23 protein-coding genes and 4 tRNA genes are annotated in these 25754 nt (G+C 59.5%); 16 read left to right on the top strand and 11 right to left on the bottom strand.

What is annotated here, in order from left to right:
- The first annotated feature begins 2 nt into the window (after positions 1 to 2).
- On the top strand, positions 3 to 1715 hold the full coding sequence (locus tag ALTER154_RS00870) for a DEAD/DEAH box helicase (protein WP_169852824.1): 1713 nt from the start codon (positions 3 to 5) through the stop codon (positions 1713 to 1715).
- Positions 1716 to 1786: 71 nt separating this feature from the next.
- Here the strand turns inward: ALTER154_RS00870 and ALTER154_RS00865 are convergent, their stop codons facing one another.
- Positions 1787 to 2557, bottom strand: coding sequence for a class III extradiol ring-cleavage dioxygenase (locus ALTER154_RS00865; RefSeq protein WP_160084862.1), 771 nt, complete (start codon positions 2555 to 2557; stop codon positions 1787 to 1789).
- Between the two features lie 169 nt (positions 2558 to 2726).
- Between ALTER154_RS00865 and ALTER154_RS00860 the strand changes: the two genes are divergently transcribed.
- Positions 2727 to 3383 carry a thiopurine S-methyltransferase gene (locus ALTER154_RS00860; RefSeq protein WP_160084861.1) on the top strand — a complete coding sequence of 219 codons (657 nt, stop codon included), beginning with the start codon at positions 2727 to 2729 and terminating at the stop codon, positions 3381 to 3383.
- A gap of 53 nt (positions 3384 to 3436) precedes the next feature.
- Here ALTER154_RS00860 and htpX read toward each other — a convergent pair whose 3' ends face one another.
- From htpX to ALTER154_RS00840, 4 genes are all read right to left on the bottom strand, one after another.
- On the bottom strand, positions 3437 to 4309 hold the full coding sequence (htpX, locus tag ALTER154_RS00855) for a protease HtpX (RefSeq protein ID WP_090247912.1): 873 nt from the start codon (positions 4307 to 4309) through the stop codon (positions 3437 to 3439).
- A gap of 144 nt (positions 4310 to 4453) precedes the next feature.
- Positions 4454 to 4906 carry a hypothetical protein gene (locus ALTER154_RS00850; RefSeq protein WP_160084860.1) on the bottom strand — a complete coding sequence of 151 codons (453 nt, stop codon included), beginning with the start codon at positions 4904 to 4906 and terminating at the stop codon, positions 4454 to 4456.
- Positions 4906 to 5649 carry an SDR family NAD(P)-dependent oxidoreductase gene (locus ALTER154_RS00845; RefSeq protein ID WP_160084859.1) on the bottom strand — a complete coding sequence of 248 codons (744 nt, stop codon included), beginning with the start codon at positions 5647 to 5649 and terminating at the stop codon, positions 4906 to 4908. Before ALTER154_RS00845 ends, ALTER154_RS00850 begins: the two co-directional genes overlap by 1 nt.
- Positions 5650 to 5660: 11 nt before the next feature.
- Entirely contained in the window at positions 5661 to 6872 is a 1212-nt protein-coding gene (locus ALTER154_RS00840) for a pyridoxal phosphate-dependent aminotransferase (RefSeq protein WP_090247908.1), read from the bottom strand.
- 245 nt (positions 6873 to 7117) lie between these two features.
- On the opposite strand from ALTER154_RS00840, the gene msrB reads away from it, so the two are divergent.
- The 3 genes from msrB (at position 7118) to ALTER154_RS00825 (ending at position 8579) form a co-directional block, all read left to right on the top strand.
- Positions 7118 to 7513: a peptide-methionine (R)-S-oxide reductase MsrB gene (gene msrB / locus ALTER154_RS00835; RefSeq protein ID WP_090247906.1), complete on the top strand. Its 396-nt coding sequence runs from the start codon at positions 7118 to 7120 to the stop codon at positions 7511 to 7513.
- A gap of 110 nt (positions 7514 to 7623) precedes the next feature.
- Positions 7624 to 8109 carry a glutathione peroxidase gene (locus ALTER154_RS00830; RefSeq protein WP_090387165.1) on the top strand — a complete coding sequence of 162 codons (486 nt, stop codon included), beginning with the start codon at positions 7624 to 7626 and terminating at the stop codon, positions 8107 to 8109.
- Complete coding sequence (locus ALTER154_RS00825) at positions 8106 to 8579, top strand: MarR family winged helix-turn-helix transcriptional regulator (protein WP_160084858.1); 474 nt, start codon at positions 8106 to 8108, stop codon at positions 8577 to 8579. Before ALTER154_RS00830 ends, ALTER154_RS00825 begins: the two co-directional genes overlap by 4 nt.
- Here the strand turns inward: ALTER154_RS00825 and ALTER154_RS00820 are convergent.
- Entirely contained in the window at positions 8555 to 10867 is a 2313-nt protein-coding gene (locus ALTER154_RS00820) for a response regulator (RefSeq protein WP_160084857.1), read from the bottom strand. The genes ALTER154_RS00825 and ALTER154_RS00820 overlap by 25 nt on opposite strands.
- 99 nt (positions 10868 to 10966) lie before the next feature.
- Here ALTER154_RS00820 and ALTER154_RS00815 point away from each other — a divergent pair, with 99 nt between their 5' ends.
- Both ALTER154_RS00815 and ALTER154_RS00810 read left to right on the top strand, forming a co-directional pair.
- Positions 10967 to 11860 carry an ATP-binding protein gene (locus tag ALTER154_RS00815; protein ID WP_090247898.1) on the top strand — a complete coding sequence of 298 codons (894 nt, stop codon included), beginning with the start codon at positions 10967 to 10969 and terminating at the stop codon, positions 11858 to 11860.
- Positions 11853 to 12335, top strand: coding sequence for a GAF domain-containing protein (locus ALTER154_RS00810; RefSeq protein WP_160084856.1), 483 nt, complete (start codon positions 11853 to 11855; stop codon positions 12333 to 12335). The genes ALTER154_RS00815 and ALTER154_RS00810 overlap by 8 nt, the downstream gene beginning before the upstream one ends.
- A gap of 72 nt (positions 12336 to 12407) precedes the next feature.
- On the opposite strand, the gene ALTER154_RS00805 is transcribed toward ALTER154_RS00810, so the two are convergent.
- Together ALTER154_RS00805 and ALTER154_RS00800 are read right to left on the bottom strand one after the other, a co-directional pair.
- On the bottom strand, positions 12408 to 13070 hold the full coding sequence (locus tag ALTER154_RS00805) for a glutathione S-transferase family protein (RefSeq protein WP_160084855.1): 663 nt from the start codon (positions 13068 to 13070) through the stop codon (positions 12408 to 12410).
- 50 nt (positions 13071 to 13120) lie between these two features.
- Positions 13121 to 13888 carry a hypothetical protein gene (locus tag ALTER154_RS00800; protein ID WP_160084854.1) on the bottom strand — a complete coding sequence of 256 codons (768 nt, stop codon included), beginning with the start codon at positions 13886 to 13888 and terminating at the stop codon, positions 13121 to 13123.
- Positions 13889 to 14111: 223 nt separating this feature from the next.
- Here ALTER154_RS00800 and ALTER154_RS00795 point away from each other — a divergent pair.
- The 4 genes from ALTER154_RS00795 to ALTER154_RS00780 all read left to right on the top strand — a co-directional run bounded on the left by ALTER154_RS00795 (position 14112) and on the right by ALTER154_RS00780 (position 14517).
- Positions 14112 to 14187: transfer RNA gene (locus tag ALTER154_RS00795), tRNA-Glu, on the top strand.
- Positions 14188 to 14225: 38 nt separating this feature from the next.
- A tRNA-Gly gene (locus tag ALTER154_RS00790) sits at positions 14226 to 14301 on the top strand.
- 43 nt (positions 14302 to 14344) lie between these two features.
- Positions 14345 to 14420 (top strand) — tRNA-Glu (locus ALTER154_RS00785).
- A gap of 21 nt (positions 14421 to 14441) precedes the next feature.
- Positions 14442 to 14517: transfer RNA gene (locus ALTER154_RS00780), tRNA-Gly, on the top strand.
- 111 nt (positions 14518 to 14628) lie between these two features.
- Here the strand turns inward: ALTER154_RS00780 and ALTER154_RS00775 are convergent.
- Together ALTER154_RS00775 and ALTER154_RS00770 are read right to left on the bottom strand one after the other, a co-directional pair.
- Complete coding sequence (locus ALTER154_RS00775) at positions 14629 to 15039, bottom strand: PA2817 family protein (RefSeq protein WP_160084853.1); 411 nt, start codon at positions 15037 to 15039, stop codon at positions 14629 to 14631.
- A gap of 66 nt (positions 15040 to 15105) precedes the next feature.
- Complete coding sequence (locus tag ALTER154_RS00770) at positions 15106 to 17553, bottom strand: acyl-CoA dehydrogenase (protein ID WP_160084852.1); 2448 nt, start codon at positions 17551 to 17553, stop codon at positions 15106 to 15108.
- A gap of 151 nt (positions 17554 to 17704) precedes the next feature.
- On the opposite strand from ALTER154_RS00770, the gene ALTER154_RS00765 reads away from it, so the two are divergent.
- The 5 genes from ALTER154_RS00765 to ALTER154_RS00745 all read left to right on the top strand — a co-directional run bounded on the left by ALTER154_RS00765 (position 17705) and on the right by ALTER154_RS00745 (position 24483).
- A complete protein-coding gene (locus ALTER154_RS00765) occupies positions 17705 to 18364 on the top strand; it encodes a transglutaminase family protein (RefSeq protein ID WP_160084851.1) in 660 nt (219 codons plus the stop codon).
- Positions 18365 to 18572: 208 nt separating this feature from the next.
- Positions 18573 to 19505, top strand: a complete 933-nt coding sequence (locus ALTER154_RS00760) for an ABC transporter ATP-binding protein (protein WP_160084850.1) — start codon at positions 18573 to 18575, stop codon at positions 19503 to 19505.
- Positions 19506 to 19516: 11 nt separating this feature from the next.
- Positions 19517 to 20296: an ABC transporter permease gene (locus tag ALTER154_RS00755; protein WP_090251084.1), complete on the top strand. Its 780-nt coding sequence runs from the start codon at positions 19517 to 19519 to the stop codon at positions 20294 to 20296.
- A 90-nt stretch (positions 20297 to 20386) separates the two neighbouring features.
- The gene (locus ALTER154_RS00750) at positions 20387 to 21418 is read left to right on the top strand and encodes an efflux RND transporter periplasmic adaptor subunit (RefSeq protein ID WP_160084849.1); all 1032 of its coding nucleotides are present in this window, start codon (positions 20387 to 20389) and stop codon (positions 21416 to 21418) included.
- On the top strand, positions 21415 to 24483 hold the full coding sequence (locus tag ALTER154_RS00745) for an efflux RND transporter permease subunit (protein ID WP_160084848.1): 3069 nt from the start codon (positions 21415 to 21417) through the stop codon (positions 24481 to 24483). Before ALTER154_RS00750 ends, ALTER154_RS00745 begins: the two co-directional genes overlap by 4 nt.
- Before the next feature lie 48 nt (positions 24484 to 24531).
- Here ALTER154_RS00745 and ALTER154_RS00740 read toward each other — a convergent pair whose 3' ends face one another.
- Positions 24532 to 25539, bottom strand: a complete 1008-nt coding sequence (locus tag ALTER154_RS00740; RefSeq protein WP_160084847.1) for an NADP-dependent oxidoreductase — start codon at positions 25537 to 25539, stop codon at positions 24532 to 24534.
- Positions 25540 to 25754 lie beyond the last annotated feature (215 nt).

The following is a 25754-nucleotide window of genomic DNA, read 5'->3' as shown; positions in this document are numbered from 1 at the left end:
ACATGGGTCTTTGCGGATGCACTAGAGGCAGACCCATGACCCAGGAAACCGGCGGCTTCGCCGCACTCGGACTCAACTCCAATATTCTCGCTGCACTGACCGCTGTTGGTTACGAAGAGCCGTCGCCGATTCAGGCGCAGGCCATTCCCGTGATTCTGTCCGGTCAGGACATGATCGGTCAGGCCCAGACCGGTACCGGTAAAACTGCTGCTTTTGCGCTGCCGATCCTGTCGAAAATCGACCCGGCCAAGAAAGAGCCGCAGGCGCTGATCCTCGCGCCAACCCGCGAGCTGGCCCTGCAAGTGGCCACCGCGTTTGAAACCTATTCCAAGCAGATGCCAGGTCTGAATGTGGTTGCCGTTTATGGCGGCGCGCCGATGGGTCCGCAGCTGAAGGCTATCCGTCAGGGTGCACAGGTCATCGTGGCCACGCCGGGTCGTCTGGTTGACCACCTGCGTCGTGATGAGAAAGTCTTGTCGACCATTCAGTACTTGGTCCTCGACGAAGCTGACGAAATGCTCAAGCTGGGCTTTATGGATGACCTCGAAGTAATCTTCGAAGCCATGCCAGCAAGCCGCCAGAGCGTGCTGTTCTCCGCTACTCTGCCGCATTCGATCCGCGCCATCGCAGAAAAACACCTGCGCGATCCGCAACACATCAAAATCGCTTCGAAGACCCAGACCGTGACTGCGATTGAGCAGGCGCACCTGATGGTCCACGCCGACCAGAAGCACGCGGCAGTACTGCGTCTGCTGGAAGTCGAAGAGTTCGACGCGCTGATCGGTTTCGTGCGTACCAAACAAGCCACCCTAGACCTGGCCGCTGCGCTGGAAGCCAAGGGTTACAAGGCTGCTGCACTGAACGGTGACATCGCCCAGAATCAACGTGAGCGCGTGATCGAGTCGTTGAAGGATGGCCGTCTGGACATCGTCATCGCTACCGACGTTGCTGCTCGCGGTCTCGATGTGCCGCGTATCACCCACGTTATGAACGTGGACATGCCGTATGACCCAGAGTCGTACGTGCACCGTATCGGCCGTACTGGCCGTGCGGGTCGTACCGGTCGCGCCCTGTTGCTGGTGACGCCACGTGAGCGCCGCATGCTGCAAGTGATTGAGCGTGTAACTGGGCAGAAAGTGGGTGAGGTGAAGCTGCCGGACGCTCAGCAAGTACTGGACGCACGCATCAAGAAGTTGACCAACAGCTTGGCGCCACTGGTGGCCGATGCCGAAGCCAGTCACGGTGATCTGCTGGATCGCTTGACGGCTGATATCGGTTGCAGCCCACGTGCTTTGGCCGCAGCACTCCTGCGCAAGGCCACCAATGGCCAAGCCCTGACCCTGGCTGAAGTTCAACGTGATCAGCCGTTGGTTCCGGGTAGTGGTAGCAGCGCTCCGCGTGAACGCAGCGAGCGCAGTGAGCGTCCTGATCGTGAAGGCAGCCGCGAGCGCCGTGCACCTGTGCCGTTGGCCGAAGGCCGCGCGCGTTGCCGCACCGCCTTGGGTGCGCGTGACGGGATTGCCGCGAAGAACCTGCTGGGTGCGATCCTCAACGAAGGTGGTTTGACCCGTGAAGACATCGGCCGCATTCAGGTGCGTGAGAGCTTCAGCCTGGTCGAGCTGCCGGAAGAAGGCCTTGATCGTCTGCTGGGTAAGTTGAAAGACACTCGCGTCGGTGGCAAGCCGCTGAAACTGCGTCGTTATCGCGAAGATTGATACTTCGCTGAATAAAAAAGCCCCGCTCAGTGCGGGGCTTTTTTATGGCTGTTACACAGTGGGCATAGGGCTTAGGTGAAGCTGTAGATATCCATCCCCAGCGCGCCCAGGGTGAAGCCGCTGTGCTCGACCTTGAACTGCCCGCCGGCGCTTGCGGCAAAAAATAGCGGCAGCAGGTGTTCATCGCTGGGGTGGTTGCGCGCAGCATAGGGGGCTTGCCGGCGATAATCATCGAGCGTGGCGTTGTCCTGTCTCGTCAGTTTATCCACGATCCAGTCACGGAAAGCCTGCGCCCAGGGCTTGATGACATCTGGACCCGCATGCCAGTCCAGTTCGCCGAGGTTGTGGGTGATGCTGCCCGAGCCGATCAGCAGCACGCCTTGCGCGCGTAAGCTGGTCAGTGCCTGGCCGACGCGGCGTTGCAGGGCAGGACCCTGGTGGCTGGGCAGGGAGATTTGCACCACGGGTATATCCGCCTGTGGGTACATCAGCGCCAGGGGCACCCAGGCACCGTGATCCAGCGGCCGTTCAGGATCCAGCTGGGCCGGAAGGCCGCCTTGCTTCAGCAGATTGACGATCTCGGCGGCCAACTCGGGCTCGCCTGGTGCTGGGTATTGCACCTGATACAGTTCAGCGGGAAACCCGTAAAAGTCATGCCAAGTTTGTGGGTGTACGGCGCTGCCAACCCGCAACTCACGACTTTCCCAGTGCGCCGAAACCAGCGCAATCGCGCGCGGTTTGGGTAGTTGGCTGGCCAGGCGGGCAAGAGCGGGGCCGCTGGCGCCGGGTTGCAGGGCCAGTATGGGTGAGCCGTGGGAGATAAATAAACTGGGCAGTGACATGACAGGCTCCTGATCGGTTTCCTGCATCTTCCATCAGTCAACCTGTACATAAAAGCGTAAAAGACTGGGTATTTAAATCGCTTAAATAGATGGTTTGCGTGGGTGGAGCTTCTTGGTCTTATGGGCCGGGTGCGTCACGATCTTTCGTCGAGTCTTTTCAGGAGTGGGTATGCACGCAGAATTTTGGCAGGCACGTTGGGCGCGCAGTGAAATCGGCTTTCATCTACCTGAGGTCAATCCCTATCTGCAGCAGTACTGGCCGGCGCTGGGTTTGCCGGAGGGCGCACGTGTGTTGGTGCCGTTGTGTGGCAAGAGCCTGGATCTGGCCTGGTTGGCGGGGCAGGGTTGTCACGTCGTCGGTGTTGAGCTGGCGCAGCGTGCAGTGGAAGATTTCTTCGACGAGCATAAGCTGCTGCCGGAGGTTAGTGAGGTCGGCGCGCTCAGGCTGTATCGGGCTGGCGCTGTGGAAATCTACTGCGGTGATTTCTTCGCCCTGACGGCGCAGCAGCTTGCTGGCTGCTCCGCACTGTATGACCGCGCCGCGCTGATTGCTTTGCCGCCAGAAATGCGCGCGCGTTATGTGGCGCATCTGACGCAAGTCTTACCCAGCGGCTGCCAGGGGTTACTGGTGAGCTTGGACTATGACCAGGCGCGGATGGACGGCCCGCCCTTCGCTGTGGCAGATGAGGAGGTGCAGCGCTTGTATACGCCTGAATGGCAGTTGCAGGAGCTGGTGTGCGGCGATGTGCTGGGCGATAACTGGAAGTTTTTAAAGCGCGGTCTCGAGCGCCTGGATGAGCGGGTCTATCAGCTGCGTAAAGACTGAATAACAGCCACAAAAAAGGGCGACTCAAGAGTCGCCCTTTTTGCTTTTGCTACTTAGCCGCGCTGACGCAGGGCTTCAATGCGGACTTCCAGTGGCGGGTGGGTCATCAGCAGACCAGCCAGGCCGCCTTTGAGGCCACCGTTGATGCCGAACGCGGTCAGGCTGTTAGGCATGGTGACCGGCACTTCCTGCTCAGCGCGCAGGCGCTGCAGAGCGGCGATCATGGCACCTGTGCCGGCCAGGCGTGCACCAGCTTCGTCGGCCTTGAACTCGCGCTTACGCGAGAACCACATAACGATGATGCTGGCCAGGATGCCCAGAACAAGCTCGGCGAAGATGGTGGCAACGAAGTAACCGATGCCTGGGCCGTCTTCGTTCTTCAGAATGACCTTGTCGACAAAGTTGCCGAAGATCCGTGCGAAGAACATCACGAAGGTGTTCACCACGCCCTGAATCAGCGCCAGGGTAACCATGTCGCCGTTGGCTACGTGGCCGATTTCGTGGGCCAGCACCGCGCGTACTTCGTCAGGCGAGAAGCGCTCCAGCAGCCCCTGGCTGACGGCTACCAGGGCATCGTTCTTGTTCCAGCCGGTGGCGAAGGCGTTGGACTCGTAGGCCGGGAAGATACCCACTTCAGGCATCTTGATCCCGGCTTCGCGGGACAGTTCTTCCACGGTCTGCATCAGCCACTGTTCATGGCGGGTGCGTGGCTGGGTGATAATTTCGGTCTTGGTGCTCATCTTCGCCATCCACTTGGACAGGAACAGCGAGACCAGCGAGCCGGCAAAGCCGAACACGGCGCAGAAAACCAGCAGGCTGCCATAGTTCTGGCCGGTAAAGCGGTCAACCCCAAGCAATTTCAGGGTGATGCTGGCGATGATCAACACCGCAATGTTGGTGGCCAGGAACAGCATAATGCGCATCATGGTGTATTGAGACTCCTCACGAAAATGTTCTATAAGGCCATTGGAAACCCTGTTTTGGCTGCTTCGCCGGGTTTTCAACGACCACTCTTGGATATGACGGCTATATAAGGGCGCACCCCCAGGCACTTCAACCTGGCGACTATTTCAAACTATGTCGCTTGCGCCGTTTAGGCTGGATTCGAACAGCAGGCGAGTCAGGCGGGCTATGCGCTCGCCATGCCTTTGGCCGAGCGCTTCGCGCAGCTGAAAGGCCAGGGTGGCGTGCACGCGGCGCACGCTGGGCGGCAGGGCGTCACCCTCTGGCAGGGCGTGAGGCACGCCGCGGGTCAGCCGCAGAAAGCCCTTTTCGCTGAGCACGGCCTGATCCAGTGCGTCGTAACCGATGGTGGAGTCAAAGCGGATATAGCCTTCCTCGGCCAGCCACAGCAGGGCGCCCAGGCAACTTTGATGGCGTGGTGTGGGCAGGCCGAACTCATCCGGCTCTTCGCGGCCGATCAGGTCTTCCACATACAGTGCGGATTTACTCGGAAATGCCTGGTACAGAGTCAGCATGCCGGCGGCGGCATCCTTGTAGAAGTCGTCGATCTGCAGGTCCATCAGAATTTGCCAATCATTGAGGTTGGAAGATAAGGCAGCACGCGGCCCAGGAGCGCCCAGGGCCAGCCAGGCACGTAGGCGCTAACATGGCGTTTGTCGATGTGCTTGGCGATCATCGCCGCGCCGCGTTCTACATCAATCAGAAATGGCCGGCTGGCCATATCGCTGTTCAAGGGCGTGTCGATAAAGCCCGGTAGCAGGAGCGTGGTGTCGATGTTCTTACCCAGCAGCTCGGCGCGGGTGGCTTCCATGTAGCTGATCAGGCCAGCTTTACTCGCCGAATAGGCCGCCGTATGCGGTAAACCGCGTTTGCCGGCGACTGAGGCGACGGCAACCAGGTGGCCGTGGCCTTGCTGACGAAACAGTGCGCAGGCGGCATCCAGGCAGGCAATCGCGCCGATCAGGTTGGTTTCCACGGTCAAACGTGCGCGCTTGAAATGGCCACCGCCGGCTTTACCGGTCAGTGCGATACCGGCATTGGCAATAATTCCGTCCAGACCACCGAGCAAGTTGGCGGCCAGGCCTACGGCGTCTTGGCATGCGTCGTAGTCGGTCACATCCAACGGCAAGACCACCACTTTGCGCTTGAAGCGCGCCTGCAGTTCGGCGGCTAAGAGGTGCAGGCTGTCTTCGCGGCGTGCGGCCAGGGCCAGGTCATAACCCTTGGCCGCCAATTCGCGGGCCAGAGCGGCACCGATACCAGAGCTGGCACCGGTTAGCAGGTAGCGTTTGCTCTGGTTCATGTGCGCTCCGATTACTGTTGGTAAGTCTTGAGGAAGCTGCCGATACGGCCGATGGCCATTTCCAGCTCATCCACGCGCGGCAAGGTGACCACGCGGAAGTGATCCGGCCACGGCCAGTTGAACGCGGTGCCTTGAACGATTAGCAGTTTTTCCGAGAGCAGCAGGTCGAGCACAAACTTTTCGTCGTTGTGGATCGGGCAGACTTTCGGGTCAATCTTCGGGAAGGCATACAGCGCGCCCATCGGTTTGACGCAGCTGACCCCGGGGATGTCGTTGAGCAGTTCCCAGGTACGGTTGCGCTGCTCCAGCAGGCGACCTTGCGGCAGCACCAGGTCATTGATGCTCTGGTAGCCGCCCAGCGCGGTCTGGATCGCATGCTGGCTCGGCACGTTGGCGCACAAACGCATATTGGCGAGGATATCGATGCCTTCGATATAGCTTTGCGCGCGGTGCTTGGGCCCGGAAATCGCCACCCAGCCGGAGCGGAAACCCGCCACGCGATAGGACTTGGACAGGCCATTGAACGTCAGGCAGAGCACGTCTGGGGCCAGCGATGCGGTAGAGATATGCTGGGCTTCGTCGTAGAGAATCTTGTCGTAGATCTCGTCGGAGAACAGCACCAGGTTGTGCTGACGGGCTAGTTCGACGATGTCCATCAACACTTCTTTGGAATACACCGCGCCAGTCGGGTTGTTCGGGTTGATCAGCACCAGGGCTTTAGTGTTTGGTGTGATTTTCGCGCGCATGTCGGCGATATCGGGGAACCAGCCCGCCTGCTCGTCGCACAGGTAATGCACGGGCTTGCCACCGGCAAGAGCCACTGCCGCCGTCCACAGCGGGTAGTCCGGTGCCGGAATCAGTACTTCATCACCGTTATTCAGCAGCGCCTGCATGGCCATCACGATCAGCTCGGATACGCCGTTGCCCAGGTAGATGTCTTCGATGCCAACGCCTTCTACCTGCTTCTGCTGGTAGTACTGCATGACCGCCTTGCGCGCACTAAACAGGCCCTTGGAGTCGCTGTAGCCCTGGGCTGTGGGCAGGTTACGGATTACATCCTGCAGAATTTCTTCAGGCGCTTCAAAACCGAACGGTGCCGGGTTGCCGATGTTCAGCTTGAGGATGCGATGGCCTTCCTCTTCCAGGCGTTTGGCGTGCTTGAGCACCGGCCCGCGGATGTCGTAGCAGACGTTGGCAAGCTTGTTCGATTTGCTGAACTGCATGTATGTGATCCCGAATGGTGGACGCCGCTGAATTACCCTGCAAAAAGACGCGATCTAACGAGCCTTGGCAGGTTGTAACGCCGGTGACAGACTGGGGTCGAATGATACGTGGCAGCCCGACCTTGGCAAAGGTACTGGTCGGGCTTTTTTATGGCGTGCCATCCATGGCCGCCACCCTTTGGGCCGTCGCTGCGCGACGTTAAAAATCGCTCCCGGCGATTTTTTCATGTAGAGGAGACTTGCCTGTGGACAAGCTGGAAAAACCCCTGGAAGCCTGGCGCGAAGAACTTTCCGAGGAGCAGTTTCATGTCTGTCGCCTGGGCGGCACCGAGCGCGCGTTTACCGGCCAATACCACGACAGCAAGGTGCCAGGTATTTACCACTGCGCCTGCTGCCAGGCTGAGTTGTTTGATTCGGACGCCAAGTACGACTCTGGCAGCGGTTGGCCGAGTTACTTCCAGCCCGTTAACAGCGAGGCCATCACCAGCCTGGATGACTTCAATCACGGCATGCACCGCATCGAAGTCAAATGCGCCAAGTGCGATGCTCACTTGGGCCATGTATTTCCCGATGGGCCGGCGCCAACGGGGCTGCGTTATTGCATCAACTCGGCATCGCTCAAGCTGGTGCCGAAGGCTTAATGCCATTGCACAGGCCCGCTATCAGCGGGCCTTATTTTGCTTTAATTAAATTGCGTACAATTTAATTGCTCGCTATCTTGCGTCCATTACCACTCCTCAGGATGACCAGCATGAGCAACGCACTCTTCGATATTCCGGTTACCACCATCAAGGGCGAGCAGAAAACCCTGGCCGATTTCGGCGGCAAGGCCGTGCTGGTGGTCAACACTGCCAGCAAGTGCGGTTTCACCCCGCAGTACAAGGGCCTGGAAAACGTCTGGCAGCAGTACAAGGATCAAGGTCTGGTGGTGCTGGGCTTCCCCTGCAACCAGTTCGGCAAGCAGGAGCCAGGTGATGAGGGCGCGATCAGTGAGTTCTGCGAGCTGAACTTCGGTGTGAGCTTCCCGTTGTTCAAGAAGGTCGATGTCAATGGCAGCGATGCCCACCCGCTGTTCGTCAACCTGAAGAAGAGCGCGCCGGGCCTGCTCGGCAGTCAGGGTATCAAGTGGAACTTCACCAAGTTTCTGCTGAGTGCCGACGGCACGGTGATCAAGCGTTTCGCCCCGACCACCAAGCCTGAGGACCTGACTGCAGAGATCGAAGCACTGCTGAAATGACTCAGGCCAGTTTGCACGCGGATGACGGGCTGCAGCTGGACAACCAGCTGTGTTTCAAACTCTACGCCGCTTCACGGGCGGTGATCCGCGCCTACAAGCCGATGCTTGATCAGCTCGGTCTGACCTACCCGCAGTACCTGGCCATGCTGGTGCTGTGGGAGTGGCAGCAGCAACCGCCGGCGTTGCCAACGGTCAAGGCGTTGGGTGAGCGTTTGTTGCTCGACTCCGGCACGTTGACGCCGCTGCTTAAGCGCCTCGAGCAGCAAGGCTTGTTACTTCGCAAGCGTTCGGCCAGTGATGAACGTGAGGTACACCTGGCGTTGACACCGGCCGGTTGCGCCTTGCGTGAGCAGGTGCTGCCGCTGAAAAGCCAGTTGTTGTGCGAGCGCGGTGTTGACCTGGATCAGGTCGCGGCGTTGCGCAGCCAGGTGGGCGTGTTGCTGGATCAGTTTATGACGCTTAACCACTGATCGAGCAGCACCGCTAGCTCGTCTTTACGGAAAGGCTTGGCCAGGTAGTCGTCCATCCCCGCAGCGCGGCAGCGCTCACGTTCATCTGACAGCGCATTGGCGGTGAGGGCAATGATTGGCAACTCGGCGAATTCGCTTTTCTGGCGAATTTGTCGGGTAGTTTCATAGCCGTCCATGACCGGCATGTTGCAGTCCATCAGAATCAGATCGACCGTCTGGTTTTCCAGCAAGGTCAGCGCTTCGCCACCATGATTGGCCAATAACACCTCGCAGCCGAGCTTGCTGAGCATGCCCTTGGCTACCAGTTGATTGACTGGGTTGTCTTCCACCAGCAAGACGCGCGCCTGGCGGCTGCGTTGCGGTTCGCTGTGCTGCTCGGTGGCATGTGCAGCGCCCTGGCCGAGAATGCGGCGTAAGGCCTGCAGCAGCACCTGGCGTGACAGCGGTCGGGCCAGTTGCTCGATAGGCGAAAGGTTCTCCACCTGTTCGCTGCTGAGAAAATTACCGTAGGCGCTGACCACCAGAATGGGCAGGCTGGAGTGCGCGCGCAGCTCATTCAAACGCTGCGGGCTGTCGCTGATCAGCACGTCCGCATCAAGCGGGCCCAGCACGCTGTCGGCATCCTGATGCAGATAGTGCAGGCCCCAAGCGGGCAGCAATCGGCTCAGCTGTTCACTCAGGCCTGAGCTCGCTGGGCTGAGGACAATAACGCGTCCGTGCAACACGGGAAGTGGCTGGGTGTGGTTCTGGCTGGGCAGCGGTAGGTCAACGCAGAAGGTGCTGCCGAAGCCTTCCTGTGTCTCCAGGCTCAGTTGGCCGCGCATGGCTTCGCAAAGCCGGCGAGTCAGGGCCAGGCCCAGGCCGGTACCGCCAAATTGCCGGGTGATACCAACGCCGGCCTGAGCAAACGGCTGGAAGATCCGTGCTTGAGCCTCTTCGGCAATACCGATGCCAGTGTCGCGCACAATGATCCTGACGCCACCGTCATGCGTGCTGACACTGATGTCTACGCGGCCAAAGCGGGTGAATTTCAGCGCGTTGGACAGCAGGTTGCTGACAATCTGCCTGACCCGCGTTGGGTCGCCGAGCAGCTGGTTGGGCAGCAGGGGATCAATCAGGCAGGTCAGTTCAACGCCGGGTGCGGCATTCTGCGACAGCAGGTTGGCGGTGTCTTCGACCATGCTGCCGAGGTCAAAGGGGATATGTTCCAGCTCCAGCTGCCCAGCCTCGAATTTCGACAGATCGAGAATGTCGTTAAGCAGCTCCACCAACACCTTGCCGGAGTCGTGGGCAATCGACAGCTGCTGGCGCTGCTCGTTATTCAGGGGGCCGTCCAATGACAGCGCAAGCATGCCCAGCAGACCGTTGAGCGGGGTGCGAATCTCGTGGCTCATATTGGCGAGGAAGGCCGAGCGCGCCTGGGCCATGTCCAGGGCCGTGCGTTTGGCTTGCTCCAGCTCGCGGTTGGAGTCGAGCAGGCGACTGTTGGCGGCTTCCAGCTGCTCGGTGCGCGCCGAAACCATGTCTTCCAGCTCGGCCAGGTAGCGGGTCAGGCGGGCTTCGGCTTGCTGGCGTTGCTCTATTTCGCTGGCGATGCTGCTCAGTTGGCGGTTGGTCACATCGACCAGCACACCGATCTCGTCGCGTTCATGGTTGGGTGGGTAGGGCAGCTTGGCATTATTGGGGCTGCGCAGGTCACGCTCGCTGAGGGCACGGATAAAGCCAGTGAGTGGCTTGGTCAGCATGAAGTAGAAGAGCACCAGCAAGATCAGTGACAGCAGCAGGCTACGGGCAAAACCGGTCAACAAGGTCAGCAGTGAGCGATTGAGGAAATGGCTGCCAAAGGCGTAGGTGTCGACTTCCAGGCTCAGTTTGCCCAGCGGCTCTTCGGGTGAATGGCTGACGAACAGGGCCGTTTCAAAGTGCCGGCGCTCGCCGAACATGAAATCGCTGAGCACCCGGTAGCGACTTTCCATGGCCGGGCGGCTAACGCTGGCCAGGGTGAGCTGATTGTTGTCGATGATTTGCGCGCTGATCACGGCCGGTGAGCGCAGCAGGCCCAGCACCAGTTCCTGCGCCAGTTCAGCGTCAATGTTGTAGGCGATGCGCGCAGCCGGGTTGTGGCTGATCTCCATCAGTGCGTTGATCTCGCGGTTGATGGAGGCATCTTCGCTGGCATAATCGATGCCCACTTGTATCAAGCTGAGCGCAGTGCCGAGGATGAAGGCTACCAATACGGTCAAACCGGCCTGTTTGAATGACAGGCGTTGGGTAAGCGCTATATCCATATTGGCCGGTTGATCTCATGTTGAATCGCTTGCCAAGCATAGCCCATCTGTTTTGCCGGACGGCAGTGGCAGAACAACTCGAAAACCCTGGAGTGTGTTGTGGATTCGCGTTTGAGTGATTTTTTGTTGCGTGCTGAGGCTGTGTTGGCGCGTCTGGAGCCTTTGCTGCCGGTGCAGCGCCCGGTTATCGACTGGCAGCAAAGCTTGGCTGCCCGCTGGCAGCGTGAGGGGCGCAGTGGCTATTTGGCACCGCTGCAGGTCAGTCTGGATGTGGAGCTGGCTGATTTGATCGGGGTGGATCGCCAGCGTGCTCAGTTGGCGCGCAATACCCAGCAGTTTATCCAGGGCCTGCCGGCCAACCATGCGTTGCTCTGGGGCGCGCGTGGTACGGGTAAATCATCGCTGGTGCGGGCACTGCTGGCCGAGCATGCGGCGGCGGGGCTGCGCCTGATTGAAATCGAGCGTGACCATCTGGCCGATCTGCCGCGCATAGTCGAGCAGTTGAGCGAGCTGCCGCAGCGTTTTGTGCTGTTCTGCGATGACTTGTCGTTCGAGGCCGGCGAGGGCGATTACCGCATGTTGAAAACCGTGCTCGATGGTTCACTGGAGCGTGCGCCGGACAATGTGTTGCTGTATGCCACCTCCAACCGCCGTCATTTGCTGCCGGAAAAACAAAGCGACAACGAAAGCTGGCAGCGGGTGGATGGCGAGCTGCACCCAAATGAGGCGGTAGAAGACAAGATCGCGCTGTCCGATCGTTTCGGCCTGTGGCTGTCGTTCTATCCATTCACCCAGGAACACTTCCTCGACGTGGTCCGGCACTGGGTCGAGGTGCATGCCGCGCAGGCCGGTTTGGCTTGGCAATGGGACGACGAGCTGGAAAAAGCGGCCATACGCTGGGCCTTGGGTCGCGGTAACCGCAACGGCCGCTGCGCCTATCAATTCGCCCGTGACTGGGTGGGCCTGCAATTACTGAGTAAGCACGATGATTGATTTACAACACAGCGGGCCAGGGCTCGATGGCTATCCACTGCTGGTGGCGCAGCTGCAGGCGCTGCTGGCGGGTGAGCGCGACTTTATTGCCAATGCGGCGCAGTTTTCGGCGTTTCTGTTTCAGGAGCTGAGCGACCTGAACTGGGCGGGTTTCTACCTGGCCCGTGGTGAAGAACTGGTGCTTGGGCCTTTTCAGGGCAAAGTCGCCTGCGTACGGATTCCCTTCGGCCGCGGTGTGTGCGGCGCCGCCGCGGCGACTGGGCAGACCCAACGGGTTGACGATGTGCATGCCTTTGCCGGGCATATCGCCTGCGACAGTGCGTCCAACAGTGAGCTGGTGGTGCCGTTTTTCAAGCATGGCCGTCTGCTGGGTGTGCTGGATTTGGACAGCCCGTCGCTGGCGCGTTTTAGCGCCGCAGATCAGGCTGGTATTGAACGCTTGGTCGAGGTATTTGTTGAGCTGACTGAATGCTGAAGGGGTGAGCAAACACAAAACACTAAAAAGCCCGGTGTCGACCGGGCTTTTTAGTGGATGGCGACTGGTTTTTCAGGCCTTACTGGCCATCTTGGCGAGCATTTTCAACTCACCGGGCAATACGCCCTGCACTGAATCACGCGCCATGATACGTGCAGCGTGCGCGCTCAGATTAGGCCAGCGTTGGGCGTCCACCTGCTCATCGCCATGCTGCATGTTGATCAACTGGCAAGTCAGGGCCAGATCGGCCAGGGTCAGGCTGTCACCCACCAGGTAATGGGCCGAGCCTAGGCATTTTTCCAGGTAGTCAAAGTGTGGCGGCAGCTTTTCAAGCAGGGCTTTCTGCACGGCCGCCTCGTCGCATTCTTGCCCCATGCTTGGCTTCAGTGCACGGTTACGGAATACCGTGAAGGTACAGAGTGGCGCCAGTTCATAATCAGCATATTTTTCCAGCCAGCGTACCTGTGCGCGCTGTTCAGCGCTCTGGCCTAGAAGGCTGCTCTGGGTCGGATACTTATCGTCCAGGTATTGGCAGATTACGCTGGAGTCGGCGAGGGTGAAATCACCATCTTTGAGCGCGGGGATACGTCCCAGTGGGCTCATGTCGCGGTACCAGGCTGGTTGGCCGAACGGCAGGATGATTTCCAGCTGGTAGTCCAGGCTCTTTTCAGCCAAAAACAGACGCACTTTACGAACGAAGGGTGACAGCGGTGCACCGTAAACAGTCAGGCTCATGCGCGGCACTCGTGGCAGATGGATAGCGCGCACGTTGTGCGCTGGAGGGGTTAGTCGTAGATGTTTTTCTTTTTCCACTCGTCGCCGCCGAGAGACTCCAGGCCGGCATCCAGTTCGCTGGGCTGCTCGGTGACGGGTTTACTGCTTTCTAGGACCATGGCGTTGGCGCGTGCCAATTGCTCTTCGAATTTCTTCAGAGCGTTTTGATAAGGAGCGGGGTCAGGCTGCTTGCGCAAATATTGTGCGCCGCGCTCGAACGCCAGGCGTGCTTGGCCAGGCTGGTTCTGCTGCAAGGCCTGTTGGCCAAGGTTGCCGAAAAATTCGATATGCACCTGAGTCAGCATGTGGCGCACTTCCTTCAACCAATGCTTGGCCTCACTGGCCGGAATAATTCCGTCTTTTGCAGAGCGGGTCAGTTGACCGTGAAGGCTTTCCAGCTGAAAGCGTACTTCCTTCGCTTTAGCTTCATTAATGATGGGTTGTGGCGGATTGTTTACGGTAATTGACTCGCCTTGGGCGATCATTTTGCGCAGCTCTTCAATATGCGCTTTGAGAGCATTGTTGCCCTTGTCATACGGCAGTACGCGTTCACTGAAGTGCAGCTGCAGGCGGCTCAGCAATAACTTCAATGCTGGCGTCATCAGTTGACCGGGGAGCGCTTCTGCGAGGTCCGTGCAACGGCGCAGGCGATCATTGAGGTCAGCCTTGATGCGCGCCTTCTCCAGTTTGTTGTTCTCGACCATATGATTGATGTAGGCAATGGCGATCAAAATAACGATGCCAGACACAATCAATATGGTAATCACGAGTGGGGACATGGGTGCAGCCTCTCGATCACCGGTTTTCGTCCGAGTGTAGTGCGTTAGCCGGGAGGCTGATAGAGCTGCCTCACATTCGCAGCTGAAGTCGTTGATTTATAAAAATTTTTACACAGAGGTTGACGGGCCTTACAAGGCTCCATAGAATGCGCGCCACTTCGTAGCGCAATGCCTCACGGCAAAACGTGTAGAAGCCGGATAGAAGTTGTAGTTTCCGGGCTGCGTCCCCTTCGTCTAGTGGCCTAGGACACCGCCCTTTCACGGCGGTAACAGGGGTTCGAGTCCCCTAGGGGACGCCACTTCTTTATGAAGTGTGCTGCTAAAAACCAAGTTGTATGCGGGAATAGCTCAGTTGGTAGAGCACGACCTTGCCAAGGTCGGGGTCGCGAGTTCGAGTCTCGTTTCCCGCTCCAAATTAAGGTGATCTGCTCAGGCAGGTAGCCGACAAGTTCCAAGGTCCCCTTCGTCTAGTGGCCTAGGACACTGCCCTTTCACGGCGGTAACAGGGGTTCGAGTCCCCTAGGGGACGCCATTTTGTTGTACCAAGTTGTATGCGGGAATAGCTCAGTTGGTAGAGCACGACCTTGCCAAGGTCGGGGTCGCGAGTTCGAGTCTCGTTTCCCGCTCCAAATAGTCAAAAACGCCGCTCATTGAGCGGCGTTTTTGTTTCTGCTGTTTTTAGTGCCCACAAAAAAGCCCGCCGGTTATGCCGTGCGGGCTTTTTTGTTTCTGACTTAGGCTCAGTGCTTGCCGCCCTGAGCGGGCATGCTCAGCAGCTGCTTTTCCTGATTCCAGTCGAAGGGTTCGTCGTTTTCTTCGGCGTAGAAGCGGCGTTCTTCGAGGGTTTGGTACATTTCGATTTCTTCGTCCGGCATGAAATGCAGGCAGTCTCCGCCGAAGAACCACAGCAGGTCGCGCGGTACCAAGTGAGCGATTTGCGGGTAGCGCTGGAAGATCTGGCTGATCAGGTCCTGGCCCAGGTAGAGGCTGGCCTCTGGGTCGCTCGGCAGGTCGATGAGCAATTCGTCGTAGCGCTCCAGGTACATGGCGTGGCTGTCATCGAGAATCTGCTCGGCTTCGCCCAGGGCGACCAGGATGGTGCGCAGGTGCTGCAGCAGGGCGAGGTGATGGTCGATGTGGGTGTTGGCCATGGGGCAATCCTGTAGGTAAAACGGGCGCGCAAGTATAAGGCTCGCGTCGCCCGCTGTCCCGTCGGTTTAACGCACCTTGCCGGAGCCCAAGGTCAGTTCCTCCTTGGCGAAGTCGTCGACATCGATCACCACCCGCCGCGCCGCTTCAGCCTGATGCAGGCTGTGCGCCTCTTCCGGGTTGAGAACCCCAGCAGCCAACGCGGCATCGATCAGGCTTTGCCCTGGCAGTTCCTGTACCTGGCCGGCTTTGACAGCCTTGTGCAGTTTCTTCTGCAGTCCCTGTACTTCTTGCAGCAGGTTCATCGCATATTGCAGAGCACCCACTGGGTCCTGTTCGGCTTGTGGGCGATAGCAGCCTTCGAGCAATTCCTCCAGCGCCGGATCACCGCTGTTACGGCCGATGATGCCAGCCACTTCGGCGTCCAGTTCATCGCTTGGGCCTTTGTGACGGCGGCCCAGCGGCAATACCAGCACGCGCAGAGCGCAGCCGAGCAGTTTGCTGGGGAAGTTGCTGAGCAGCTCTTCCAGTGCTTGTTCGGCCTTGCCCAAGCTTTCTTCCACGGCCCAGCGCAGCATGGGCTGTGAATGCTCCGGATAACCGAGGTCGTGGTAGCGCTTGAGCGCCGCCGAGGCCAGGTAAAGGTGGCTGAGTACATCACCGAGCCGCGCCGACAGGCGTTCGCGGCGTTTCAGTTCACCGCCGAGCAACATCATGCTGGTGTCGGCGAGCAGGGCGAAGGACGCTGCCAGGCGGTTGAGCGCGCGGAAATAAGGGCGGCTGATGCGATCGCCCGGCACCTGGCTGAAAGCGCCAAAGCCGAGGCTGAGCAGCAGGCTGCTGGCGGCGTTGCTGACGGCAAAACCGATATGTTGCAGCAGCAGTTCATCGAATTCCTGCAGCGCCTGGTCCTGGTCTTCGCGACTGGCCAGGGCCATTTCCTTGAGTACGTAGGGGTGGCAGCGAATCGCGCCCTGACCAAAGATCATCAGGTTGCGCGAGAGGATATTGGCCCCCTCCACGGTGATAAAGATCGGCGCACCTTGCCACGAGCGCGCCAGGTAGTTGTTCGGGCCCATGACGATGCCCTTGCCGCCGTGCACGTCCATGGCGTGGCTGATGCATTCGCGGCCGCGCTCGGTCAGGTGGTACTTGAGGATGGCCGAGAGCACCGAGGGTTTTTCGCCCAGATCCACCGCATTGGCAGTAAGGATACGTGCGCTGTCCATCAGCCAGGCGTTACCGCCGATACGCGCGAGGGCTTCCTGAATGCCTTCAAAGGCTGAAAGCGGCACGTTGAACTGCTCACGCACCTGGCTGTACTGGCCAGTGGTCAGGCTGGTGAACTTGGCAGCGCCGGTGCCGACGGCGGGCAGGGAGATGGAGCGGCCCACGGACAGGCAGTTCATCAGCATCATCCAGCCCTTGCCGAGCATCTCCTGGCCGCCGATCAAGTAATCCAGTGGGATAAACACATCCTTGCCTGAATTCGGGCCGTTCATAAAAGCCGCTCCAAGCGGCAGGTGGCGGCGGCCGATTTCGACACCAGGCGTTTCGGTGGGCACCAGAGCAAGGCTGATGCCCAGATCTTCCTCTTCACCCAGCAGATGCTCGGGGTCATAAGCCTTGAAGGCCAGGCCAAGCAGGGTGGCGACCGGGCCGAGGGTGATATAGCGCTTTTCCCAGTTCAGACGCAGGCCGATCACTTCCTCGCCTTGCCACTGGCCTTTGCAGATGATTCCGGTATCCGGCATGGCGCCGGCGTCAGAGCCAGCCAGGGGGCCAGTGAGGGCGAAGCAGGGGATGTCTTCACCGCGAGCCAGGCGCGGTAGGTAATGGTCACGCTGCGCATCGGTGCCGTAGTGCAGCAGCAGTTCGGCCGGGCCCAGGGAGTTGGGCACCATCACGGTGGAGGCCAGATCGCCGGAGCGGGTGGCCAGCTTCATGGCCACCTGGGAGTGGGCATAGGCGGAAAAGCCCTTGCCGCCGTATTGCTTGGGAATGATCAGGGCGAAGAAGCCGTGTTGCTTGATATGCGCCCAGGCCTCAGCGGGCAGGTCCATCTGCTGGCCGATCTGCCAGTCACTGACCATGGCGCACAGCGTTTCGGTGGGCCCATCGATAAACGCCTGCTCTTCTTCGGTGAGCTGCGCCTTGGGGTAGGCGAGCAGGGTGTCCCAGTCCGGGCGCCCGCTGAACAGCTCGCCATCCCACCACACTGTGCCGGCCTCAATGGCGTCGCGTTCGGTGGCCGACATCGGCGGCAGTACGCGCTTGAACCAGGTAAACAGCGGTGCTGTGAACAGGCTGCGGCGTTGTTGTGGCAACAGCAGTGGCAAGGCCACGGCCAGCAGGAGCAACCAGAGTAGGCCCATCAGCCAGACAGGTGCATGGCTGAACACGCCCATCAGAATTAGCAAGCCGGCCACGATTCCCAGTGCGGGCAGAGGCGCGGTGCGGCGGTGAGCGAGAAAGGCCGTGCTAAGCAGCAGGGCGATTAACCAGAGAGCGAGCATGCAGAATCCTCCATGATGACAATGCGTTGTTACGCACCATCACGAGCGTAGTCGTCATTGATGGCGACAAGAGCGGTGAGCTTGGCCGAATCGTCGTGACATTGGCCGGAGCCGCGTCGTTAGACTGGGTCTCTGTCATGGAGAAACCCTGATGCGTGAATACCTCGAGCCCGGCCGCTTCATCGATAGTGACCACCCAGTGCTGGTGGAGTTCGCAGAAAAGTTTCGCGGGGCCAGTCGTGACCCGCGTCAACAGGCGATCAATCTGTACTACGCGGTGCGCGATGAAATTCGCTACAACCCCTATGTGTTCAGCCGCGACCCCGACACCCTAAAGGCCAGTCACGCACTGCAGGCGGGCGAAAGTTACTGCGTGCCCAAAGCCACTTTGCTGGCTGCCTGCGCCCGCCATTGTGGTATCCCGGCGCGCATCGGCCTGGCGGATGTGCGCAACCACCTGGCTACTCCACGGCTGATGGAAATGCTGCGCAGTGAGGTGTTCGCCATGCACGGCTACACCGAGTTGTACCTTGAGGGCCGCTGGGTCAAGGCCACGCCGGCGTTCAACCTAGCGCTCTGTCGGGTATTCAAGGTGGCACCGTTGGAATTCGATGGCCTGAGCGACAGCGTATTTCACCCGTTCAACCAGCAGGGCGAGCGTTATATGGAATACCTGCATGACCACGGCCAGTTTGCCGATGTGCCGGAGCCGCTGTTCTTCGGTCATCTGGCTGCGTGTTACCCACATCTTTTTGCCGATGACGCGTTGTCGATCAGTGGCGACTTCGCCGCTGAGGCCGTGCCTGGATGATTTATCGACAGGGTTGATAAGCACCATCGGAAACGGCCGGGTTTAATCTGCGCCTGGCGCTGGTAGGCTGCTGCCCAGCCGTGGGGGCGGCAGTTTTGCGCAAAGATGCTGTGGTGGGGAGCTTCCAGGCGCTAGACTTGGGCCACTTCGCGCTGCAGGCGCAGCCCCTCTCGAATTTCTTTTTATCTGATCAGGTGTGCGCATTTTTATGAGTACTGCACTGTCCATTCGCCAGTTGACCAAGACCTATGGCAACGGCTTCCAGGCGCTGCACGGCATCGACCTGGACGTGGCTGAAGGTGATTTCTTCGCCTTGCTCGGCCCCAACGGTGCCGGCAAATCCACCACCATCGGCATTCTTTCCACCCTGGTGACCAAAAGCAGCGGCACGGTGAACGTCTTCGGTCATGACCTGGACAAACAGCCCTCTGCGCTCAAGCGCTGCCTGGGTGTGGTGCCGCAGGAGTTCAATTTCAACCAGTTCGAGAAGGCCTTCGATATCGTCGTAACCCAGGCCGGTTACTACGGTATCCCAGCGAAAATCGCCAAGGAACGCGCTGAGCAGTACCTCAACCAGCTCGGCTTGTGGGGCAAGCACAATGTGCCGTCGCGTGAACTGTCTGGTGGGATGAAACGCCGCCTGATGATCGCTCGTGCGCTGGTGCATCAGCCGCGTTTGTTGATTCTCGATGAGCCGACGGCCGGGGTTGATATCGAACTGCGCCGTTCGATGTGGAGCTTTCTCACCGAGCTGAACGAGCAGGGCATCACCATCATCCTCACCACCCATTACCTGGAAGAGGCCGAACAGCTATGCCGCAACATCGGCATCATCGACCACGGGCGGATCGTCGAGAACACCAGCATGAAGGACCTGCTGAAAAAACTGCATGTAGAAACCTTCCTGCTCGACCTCAAAGAGGCGCTGCTGGTGGCGCCGCAACTGATCGGCTACCCGGCGCAGTTGCTCGACGGGCATACCCTGGAAGTGCAGGTGGACAAGGCGCAGGGCATTACCGAGTTGTTCCGCCAGTTGGCCTTGCAGAACATCGAGGTGCTCAGCTTGCGCAATAAAACCAACCGCTTGGAGGAGCTGTTTGTTTCCCTGGTCGAGAAGAATCTGGCGAAGGTGGCGGTATGAGCACGGCTTATCTGAACTCCGAATTCACCGCCAACATGGTGGCGCTGCGCACCATCGTTTATCGCGAAATCCGCCGCTTTACCCGCATCTGGCCGCAGACCCTGCTGCCGCCAGCGATCACCATGGTTCTGTACTTCGTGATCTTCGGCAACCTGATCGGCAGTCAGATCGGCGACATGGGTGGCTTCACTTATATGGAGTACATCGTGCCGGGGCTGATCATGATGTCGGTGATCACCAACTCCTATGGCAACGTGGTGTCGAGTTTCTTTGGCAGCAAGTTCCAGCGCTCCATCGAGGAGTTGATGGTCTCGCCGGTGTCGCCGCATATCATCCTCACCGGCTATGTGGTCGGCGGTGTGCTGCGGGGCCTGGCGGTGGGTTTTATCGTCACTCTGCTGTCGCTGTTCTTCACCAAGCTGCAGGTGCACCACCTCGGCGTGACCGTGCTGGTGGTGCTGCTGACCGCGACCATCTTCTCCCTGGGCGGTTTTATCAACGCGGTGTTCGCGCGCAACTTCGATGATATTTCGATCATTCCAACCTTTGTGCTGACGCCTTTGACCTACCTGGGCGGGGTGTTTTATTCGATCACCTTGCTGCCGCAGTTCTGGCAAACCGTGTCCTTGGCCAACCCGGTGCTGCATATGGTCAACGCCTTCCGCTACGGCATTCTCGGGGTGTCCGATATCCGCATCGGCGTGGCCATCGGTTTTATGCTGGTCGCTACTGCTGTGCTGTATGGCGTGTGCATCCGCTTGCTGGTTAGCGGTCGGGGCATGCGCCAGTAACCGGCAACCAACATCGGGAAACATTTTTAACGGCTGATCTGCGCGGCTCGGCCGTTAGACTCAGCCTCTACAAAGAATTAGGGGTTGTATATGTTTGCCCGCGCACCTGCTCTGTTCGGTACCGTCTTTCTCGTGTGTTCGCTTGTCAGCGTGCCCGCGCACGCCAACGAAGGGCCACTGGTCGAGGTGGTCAAGGCCGAGCGAAGCTTGGTGCGCGATGAGCTGGTGACCTTTGGCTCGCTGAGCCCTGACGAGTCGGTGATGATCCGACCGGAAATCGCCGGGCGAGTGGCGCAGCTGCATTTTCGTGAAGGCCAACGCGTCGAGGCCGGTGCGTTGCTGATCAGCCTGGATGATTCGATTACCCGCGCCGAGCTGGCCCAGGCGCAAGCCAACCTGAACCTGGCGGAAAAGAACTTTCAGCGCGCACAGATGCTATTCAAGCGCGGCGCCAGTAACGCCCAGGCGCTGGATGAAGCCAGCGCGCAGCAGCAGGCCTCACGCGCCAGCCTGGCGCTGTCTCAGGCGCGCCTGGATAAGACCCGCATCCTCGCCCCCTACGACGGTGTCTTGGGTTTGCGCGCCGTCAGCCCCGGCGATTACCTCAGCGAAGGCCAGGACATCGTTAACCTGGAAGTGCTCGATCCGCTCAAGGTGGATTTCCGCATTCCGCAAAAAGCCGTCAGCCAGATTCGCCTCAAGCAGCTCATCGAAGTCAGCCTGGATGCTTACCCGGATGAGCGGTTTAACGGTGAGATTTTCGCCATCAACCCACGCCTGGACGAAGCCGGACGCAGTCAGGCGATTCGTGCGCATATCAGTAACAGCGATGGTCGCTTGAGCCCAGGGCAGTTCGTGCGCGTTTCGGTGATCCTCGCCGAGCGGCCGAATGCTCTGGTGATTCCAGAAGAAGCCATCATGCCGGTGGGCGATAAGCTGCTGGTCAATCTGGTTGTGGAGGGCAAGGTCGAGCTGCGTGAGGTCAAACTGGGCAAGCGTCTGGCTGGCAAGGTCGAGGTGCTGGAAGGCCTGCAGGGTGATGAAACCCTGATCAGCGCCGGCTGGCAGAAGGTTCGGGCCGGCGCGCCGGTACGCACCAAGGTAGTGGAGCAAGCGTCATGACCCTGTCGGATATCTGCATCCGACGGCCGGTATTCGCCACCGTACTGTCGCTGATTGTGGTGCTGCTTGGCTTGATGGCCTATGACCGCCTGGCCGTGCGTGAGTACCCGAATATCGACGTGCCGATTGTCACGGTCAACGTTACCTATCCGGGCGCCAGCCCGGAAATCATGGAGTCTCAGGTCGCCCAGCCGATCGAGGACGTGCTGTCGGGCATCGACGGGCTGGACTTCGTCAGCTCCATCAGCCGTTCGGAAAACACCCAGATCACCGCGCAGTTCCGCCTGGGCAGCAACTCCGATGAAGCTGCCAACGATGTACGCGACCGCCTGGGCCGGGTGCGTGGCCTGCTGCCGGATGAAATCGCCGAGCCCATTGTGCAGAAGGTCGAGGCCGATGCCCAGCCGGTGATCTGGATCGCCTTCTACAGCGAGCGCTACAGCGCCATGGAGATCACCGACGTGTTGGAGCGGGTGATCAAGGATCGCCTGCAGACCATCCCTGGCGTCTCCGAAGTGCAGATTCGCGGCGCGCGCACCTTTGCCATGCGCATCTGGCTCGACCCGGAGAAGCTCGCCGCGCACAACCTCACCGTGCAAGACGTGGAAGACGCCCTGCGCCGGCAGAACGTCGAGATTCCGGCGGGGCGTATTGAGTCGCAGCAGCGCGAATTCACCGTGCTCTCGGAAACCGACATGAATACCCCGGAGCAGTTTAATCAGCTGATTCTCGATGACTCGCGCGGTTACCTGCTGCGCCTGGCTGACGTTGGTTATGCCGAAATCGGCGCGGCGGACGAACGCAGTATTGTTCGCTATAAGGGCAAGCCGGCGGTTTCGATGGGCATGATCAAGCAGGCTACCGCCAACCCGTTGGATATCTCCGACGGCCTGGCTGAGGCCATGCCCGATGTACGCGCGCTGCTGCCGGAAGGCATGGAAATGGCGGTGGCCAACGATAACTCGCAGTTTATTCGCGAGTCGATCGACAATGTGTTTATCACCATCTGGGAAGCGGTGGGGCTGGTCATTCTGATCATCTTTATCTTCCTGCGTTCGCTGCGTGCCACCATTATTCCGCTGGTGACCATCCCGGTGTCGCTGATCGGTGCATTTGCCTTGATGTCGTTGATGGGCTTCACCATCAACACCCTGACGCTGCTGGCGATGGTGCTGGCCATCGGCCTGGTGGTGGACGATGCCATCGTGATGCTGGAGAACATCCACCGGCATATCGAGGAGGGCATGCAGCCGCTGCAGGCGGCGCTCAAGGGCAGTCGCGAGATTGCCTTTGCGGTCATCGCCATGACACTGACCCTGGCCGCCGTATTTGCCCCCATCGGCTTTATGCAGGGCACCACCGGCAAACTTTTTACAGAATTCGCCTGGACCCTGGCCGGCGCAGTGCTGGTGTCGGGTTTTGTCGCCCTGACCCTGACGCCGATGATGTGCGCTCTGTTGCTTAAGCCGCATCAGGCCGGTGAGCGGCACAACCGGGTGTACAACCTGATCGAGAATTTCCTCAATAGCCTGACTTACAGCTACAAGCATCTATTGGCCAAAGCACTGAGTGCCTGGGTGTTGGTGGTGGGCGTGTTGTTACTGACTATTGTGGCCTGCGTGCTGCTGTTCTCAGGGCTTAAATCCGAGCTGGCGCCGACCGAAGACACCGGCACCATTGTCGGTGTGTTCAACGGCCCTGACGGCGCCACTATCAACTACACCGGGCGTTATGCCCGCGAGATCGAAGCGGCCTACGACAGCATCCCGGAAACCAATCGCTACATGGTCATCGCTGGCTTTCCGACGGTGGCTCAGGGCATTTCCTTTATGAAACTGGAGGACTGGGCGGACCGCTCGCGCAGCCAGTTCGAGATTCGTAATGAGCTGCTGCCCAAACTGCAGGATATTGCCGGGGTGCGCGCTTTCCCGGTCAACCGTCCACCGCTCGGCCAGAGCGCGCGAAACCAGCCGGTGAACTTTGTGATTCGCTCGTCCATGGAGTACAGCGAGTTGCAGGGCTATGTCGATCAGTTGCTCAATCAACTGCGCGATTACCCTGGGTTGGAAAGTCTGGACAGCGATCTGAAGCTCAACGCACCGCAGCTCAAGGTCGCGGTTAACCGCGAACAGGCCGTAGCCGTGGGCACTGATGTGGCCACCATCGGCCGCAGCCTGGAAAGCCTGTTCGGCAGCCGCCAGGTGACGCGCTTCAAGCAGAACGGTGAGCAGTACGACGTGCTGGTGCAGTTGCAGGACGTGGATCGCAGCAACCCGCAGGATCTCGACCGCGTCTATGTGCGCGGCCGCGATGACAGCATGGTGCAGCTGTCCAATCTGATTGAGGTGCGCGAAACCGTGGCGCCGCGCGAGCTCAACCACTTCAACCAGCTGCGTGCGGTAACTGTGAGTGCCAACGTGGGCTCCGGCTACACCCTGGGGGAAGCCCTGGCACACTTGGAAAGCACAGCGCGCACGGTATTCCCGGCAGAGACGCAGTACGACTACACCGGCACGTCGCGAGACTTCAAGGAGTCCAGTGCGGGCATTGCACTGATCTTCGCGCTGGCTTTGGCGTTTATCTTCCTGGTGTTGGCGGCGCAGTTTGAAAGCTTTACTGACCCGCTGATCATCCTGTTCAGCGTGCCGCTGTCGATGGCTGGCGCCTTGCTGGCCCTGACGATGTTCGGCGGCACTTTGAACATCTACTCGCAGATCGGCTTGGTGACGTTGATTGGCTTGATTACCAAGCACGGCATCCTGATCGTCGAGTTCGCCAACGTGCTGCTGCGACAAGGGCATGAGTTGCGAGGGGCGGTGATTGAAGCGTCGGTGCAGCGTCTGCGGCCGATTCTGATGACGACCGGGGCGATGGTGCTGGGTTCGCTGCCGTTGGCGATTGCCACCGGGGCAGGGGCGGAAAGCCGTCAGCAGATCGGTATGGTGATTGTCGGCGGCCTGTTGGTAGGCACCTTCTTCACCCTGTTTGTAATCCCGACCCTGTACATGCTGCTGCGCCGCTGGCGGCCGATAAAGCAGGACAGTGAGGCAATGGCAGTCGCCTGATGCCTGGTTTTCGTAGGAGCGGCGCTTAGCCGCTCCTACGAAATTGCCTCAGTCGACTTTCAGCACCAGCTTGCCGAAGTTCTCGCCACTGAACAGCTTGAGCAAGGTTTCCGGGAAGGTGGTCAGATCGCTGACGATATCTTCCTTGGATTTCAGCTTGCCGCTGGCCATCCAGCCGCCCATCTCCGCCGCTGCTTCGGCAAAACGCGGAGCGTAGGTCATCACCACCATGCCTTCCATGCGTGCGCTGTTGACCAGCAGATTGAGGTAGTTAGCCGGGCCTTTGACCGCCTGTTTGTTGTTGTACTGGCTGATCGCGCCACAGATCACCACACGTGCCTTGAAGGCCAAGCGGGTGAGCACGGCATCCAGAATGTCGCCGCCGACGTTATCGAAGTAGACATCCACACCTTTCGGGCACTCGCGCTTGAGGCCGGCGATCACGTCTTCATTTTTGTAATCGATGGCGCCGTCGAAGCCCAGTTCATCAACCAGGAACTTGCACTTGTCCGCACCGCCGGCGATGCCGACTACACGGCAGCCTTTGAGCTTGGCAATCTGCCCGGCGACGCTGCCGACCGCGCCGGCTGCACCGGAAATCACCACCGTTTCACCCGCTTTCGGCGCGCCGACATCCAGTAGAGCGAAGTAGGCGGTCATGCCGGTCATGCCCAGTGCCGACAGGTACAGCGGCAGCGGCGCGCGCTTGGGGTCGACCTTGTAGAAGCCTTTGGGCTCACCGAGGAAATAATCCTGTACACCAAGGGCGCCATTTACATGATCACCCACGGCAAAGTCCGGGTGCTGCGAGGCCACCACTTCACCCACGCCGAGGGCGCGCATCACTTCACCAATGCCGACTGGCGGAATATAGGACTTGGCATCGTTCATCCAGCCGCGCATGGCCGGGTCCAGCGACAGGTAGGCGTTCTTCACCAGAATTTGGCCGGGGCCGGGTTCACCGACGCTGGTTTCGACATAGCTGAAGGTTTCGCGGCTGGGCAGACCGACTGGGCGTTGGGCAAGCAGGAATTGGCGGTTGAGTGGGGCAGTCATGGCAGGTACTCACTGAACGGAAAGCCTGTTGATAGCCCGTGCTGGTCAGCGGGGCAAGGTTTGCCCGTGGGCCGAATGCTTGTAAATCCATTCGAGTGATAGCCATGCTGGGGTGTTAATCACTCATTTCGATGGGGCTATCACCAGCAATTTGATAGTGCTGCCTTGGTACGCAGCAGCTGATTAGACTCAATGCAGTTTTTAATCCTTGCGAG

This window comes from Pseudomonas sp. 9AZ, assembly GCF_902506525.1.
In the GTDB taxonomy this organism is placed as follows: Bacteria; Pseudomonadota; Gammaproteobacteria; order Pseudomonadales; family Pseudomonadaceae; genus Aquipseudomonas; species Aquipseudomonas peli.
Note: the sequence above shows the minus strand (reverse complement) of the source record. Positions and strands in the feature narration are given on the sequence as shown.

Coding starts and splice junctions, on each gene's coding strand:
- ALTER154_RS00830 (WP_090387165.1), top strand. CDS start 7,624: ATGAGCAACGCACTCTTCGATATTCCGGTTACCACCATCAAGGGCGAG.
- ALTER154_RS00805 (WP_160084855.1), bottom strand. CDS start 13,070: ATGAGCCTGACTGTTTACGGTGCACCGCTGTCACCCTTCGTTCGTAAA.
- ALTER154_RS00870 (WP_169852824.1), top strand. CDS start 3: ATGGGTCTTTGCGGATGCACTAGAGGCAGACCCATGACCCAGGAAACC.
- ALTER154_RS00825 (WP_160084858.1), top strand. CDS start 8,106: ATGACTCAGGCCAGTTTGCACGCGGATGACGGGCTGCAGCTGGACAAC.
- ALTER154_RS00745 (WP_160084848.1), top strand. CDS start 21,415: ATGACCCTGTCGGATATCTGCATCCGACGGCCGGTATTCGCCACCGTA.
- ALTER154_RS00865 (WP_160084862.1), bottom strand. CDS start 2,557: ATGTCACTGCCCAGTTTATTTATCTCCCACGGCTCACCCATACTGGCC.
- ALTER154_RS00775 (WP_160084853.1), bottom strand. CDS start 15,039: ATGGCCAACACCCACATCGACCATCACCTCGCCCTGCTGCAGCACCTG.
- ALTER154_RS00765 (WP_160084851.1), top strand. CDS start 17,705: ATGCGTGAATACCTCGAGCCCGGCCGCTTCATCGATAGTGACCACCCA.
- ALTER154_RS00740 (WP_160084847.1), bottom strand. CDS start 25,539: ATGACTGCCCCACTCAACCGCCAATTCCTGCTTGCCCAACGCCCAGTC.
- ALTER154_RS00845 (WP_160084859.1), bottom strand. CDS start 5,649: ATGAACCAGAGCAAACGCTACCTGCTAACCGGTGCCAGCTCTGGTATC.
- ALTER154_RS00750 (WP_160084849.1), top strand. CDS start 20,387: ATGTTTGCCCGCGCACCTGCTCTGTTCGGTACCGTCTTTCTCGTGTGT.
- ALTER154_RS00770 (WP_160084852.1), bottom strand. CDS start 17,553: ATGCTCGCTCTCTGGTTAATCGCCCTGCTGCTTAGCACGGCCTTTCTC.
- ALTER154_RS00810 (WP_160084856.1), top strand. CDS start 11,853: ATGATTGATTTACAACACAGCGGGCCAGGGCTCGATGGCTATCCACTG.
- ALTER154_RS00840 (WP_090247908.1), bottom strand. CDS start 6,872: ATGCAGTTCAGCAAATCGAACAAGCTTGCCAACGTCTGCTACGACATC.
- ALTER154_RS00860 (WP_160084861.1), top strand. CDS start 2,727: ATGCACGCAGAATTTTGGCAGGCACGTTGGGCGCGCAGTGAAATCGGC.
- ALTER154_RS00760 (WP_160084850.1), top strand. CDS start 18,573: ATGAGTACTGCACTGTCCATTCGCCAGTTGACCAAGACCTATGGCAAC.
- ALTER154_RS00850 (WP_160084860.1), bottom strand. CDS start 4,906: ATGGACCTGCAGATCGACGACTTCTACAAGGATGCCGCCGCCGGCATG.
- ALTER154_RS00800 (WP_160084854.1), bottom strand. CDS start 13,888: ATGTCCCCACTCGTGATTACCATATTGATTGTGTCTGGCATCGTTATT.
- htpX (WP_090247912.1), bottom strand. CDS start 4,309: ATGATGCGCATTATGCTGTTCCTGGCCACCAACATTGCGGTGTTGATC.
- ALTER154_RS00820 (WP_160084857.1), bottom strand. CDS start 10,867: ATGGATATAGCGCTTACCCAACGCCTGTCATTCAAACAGGCCGGTTTG.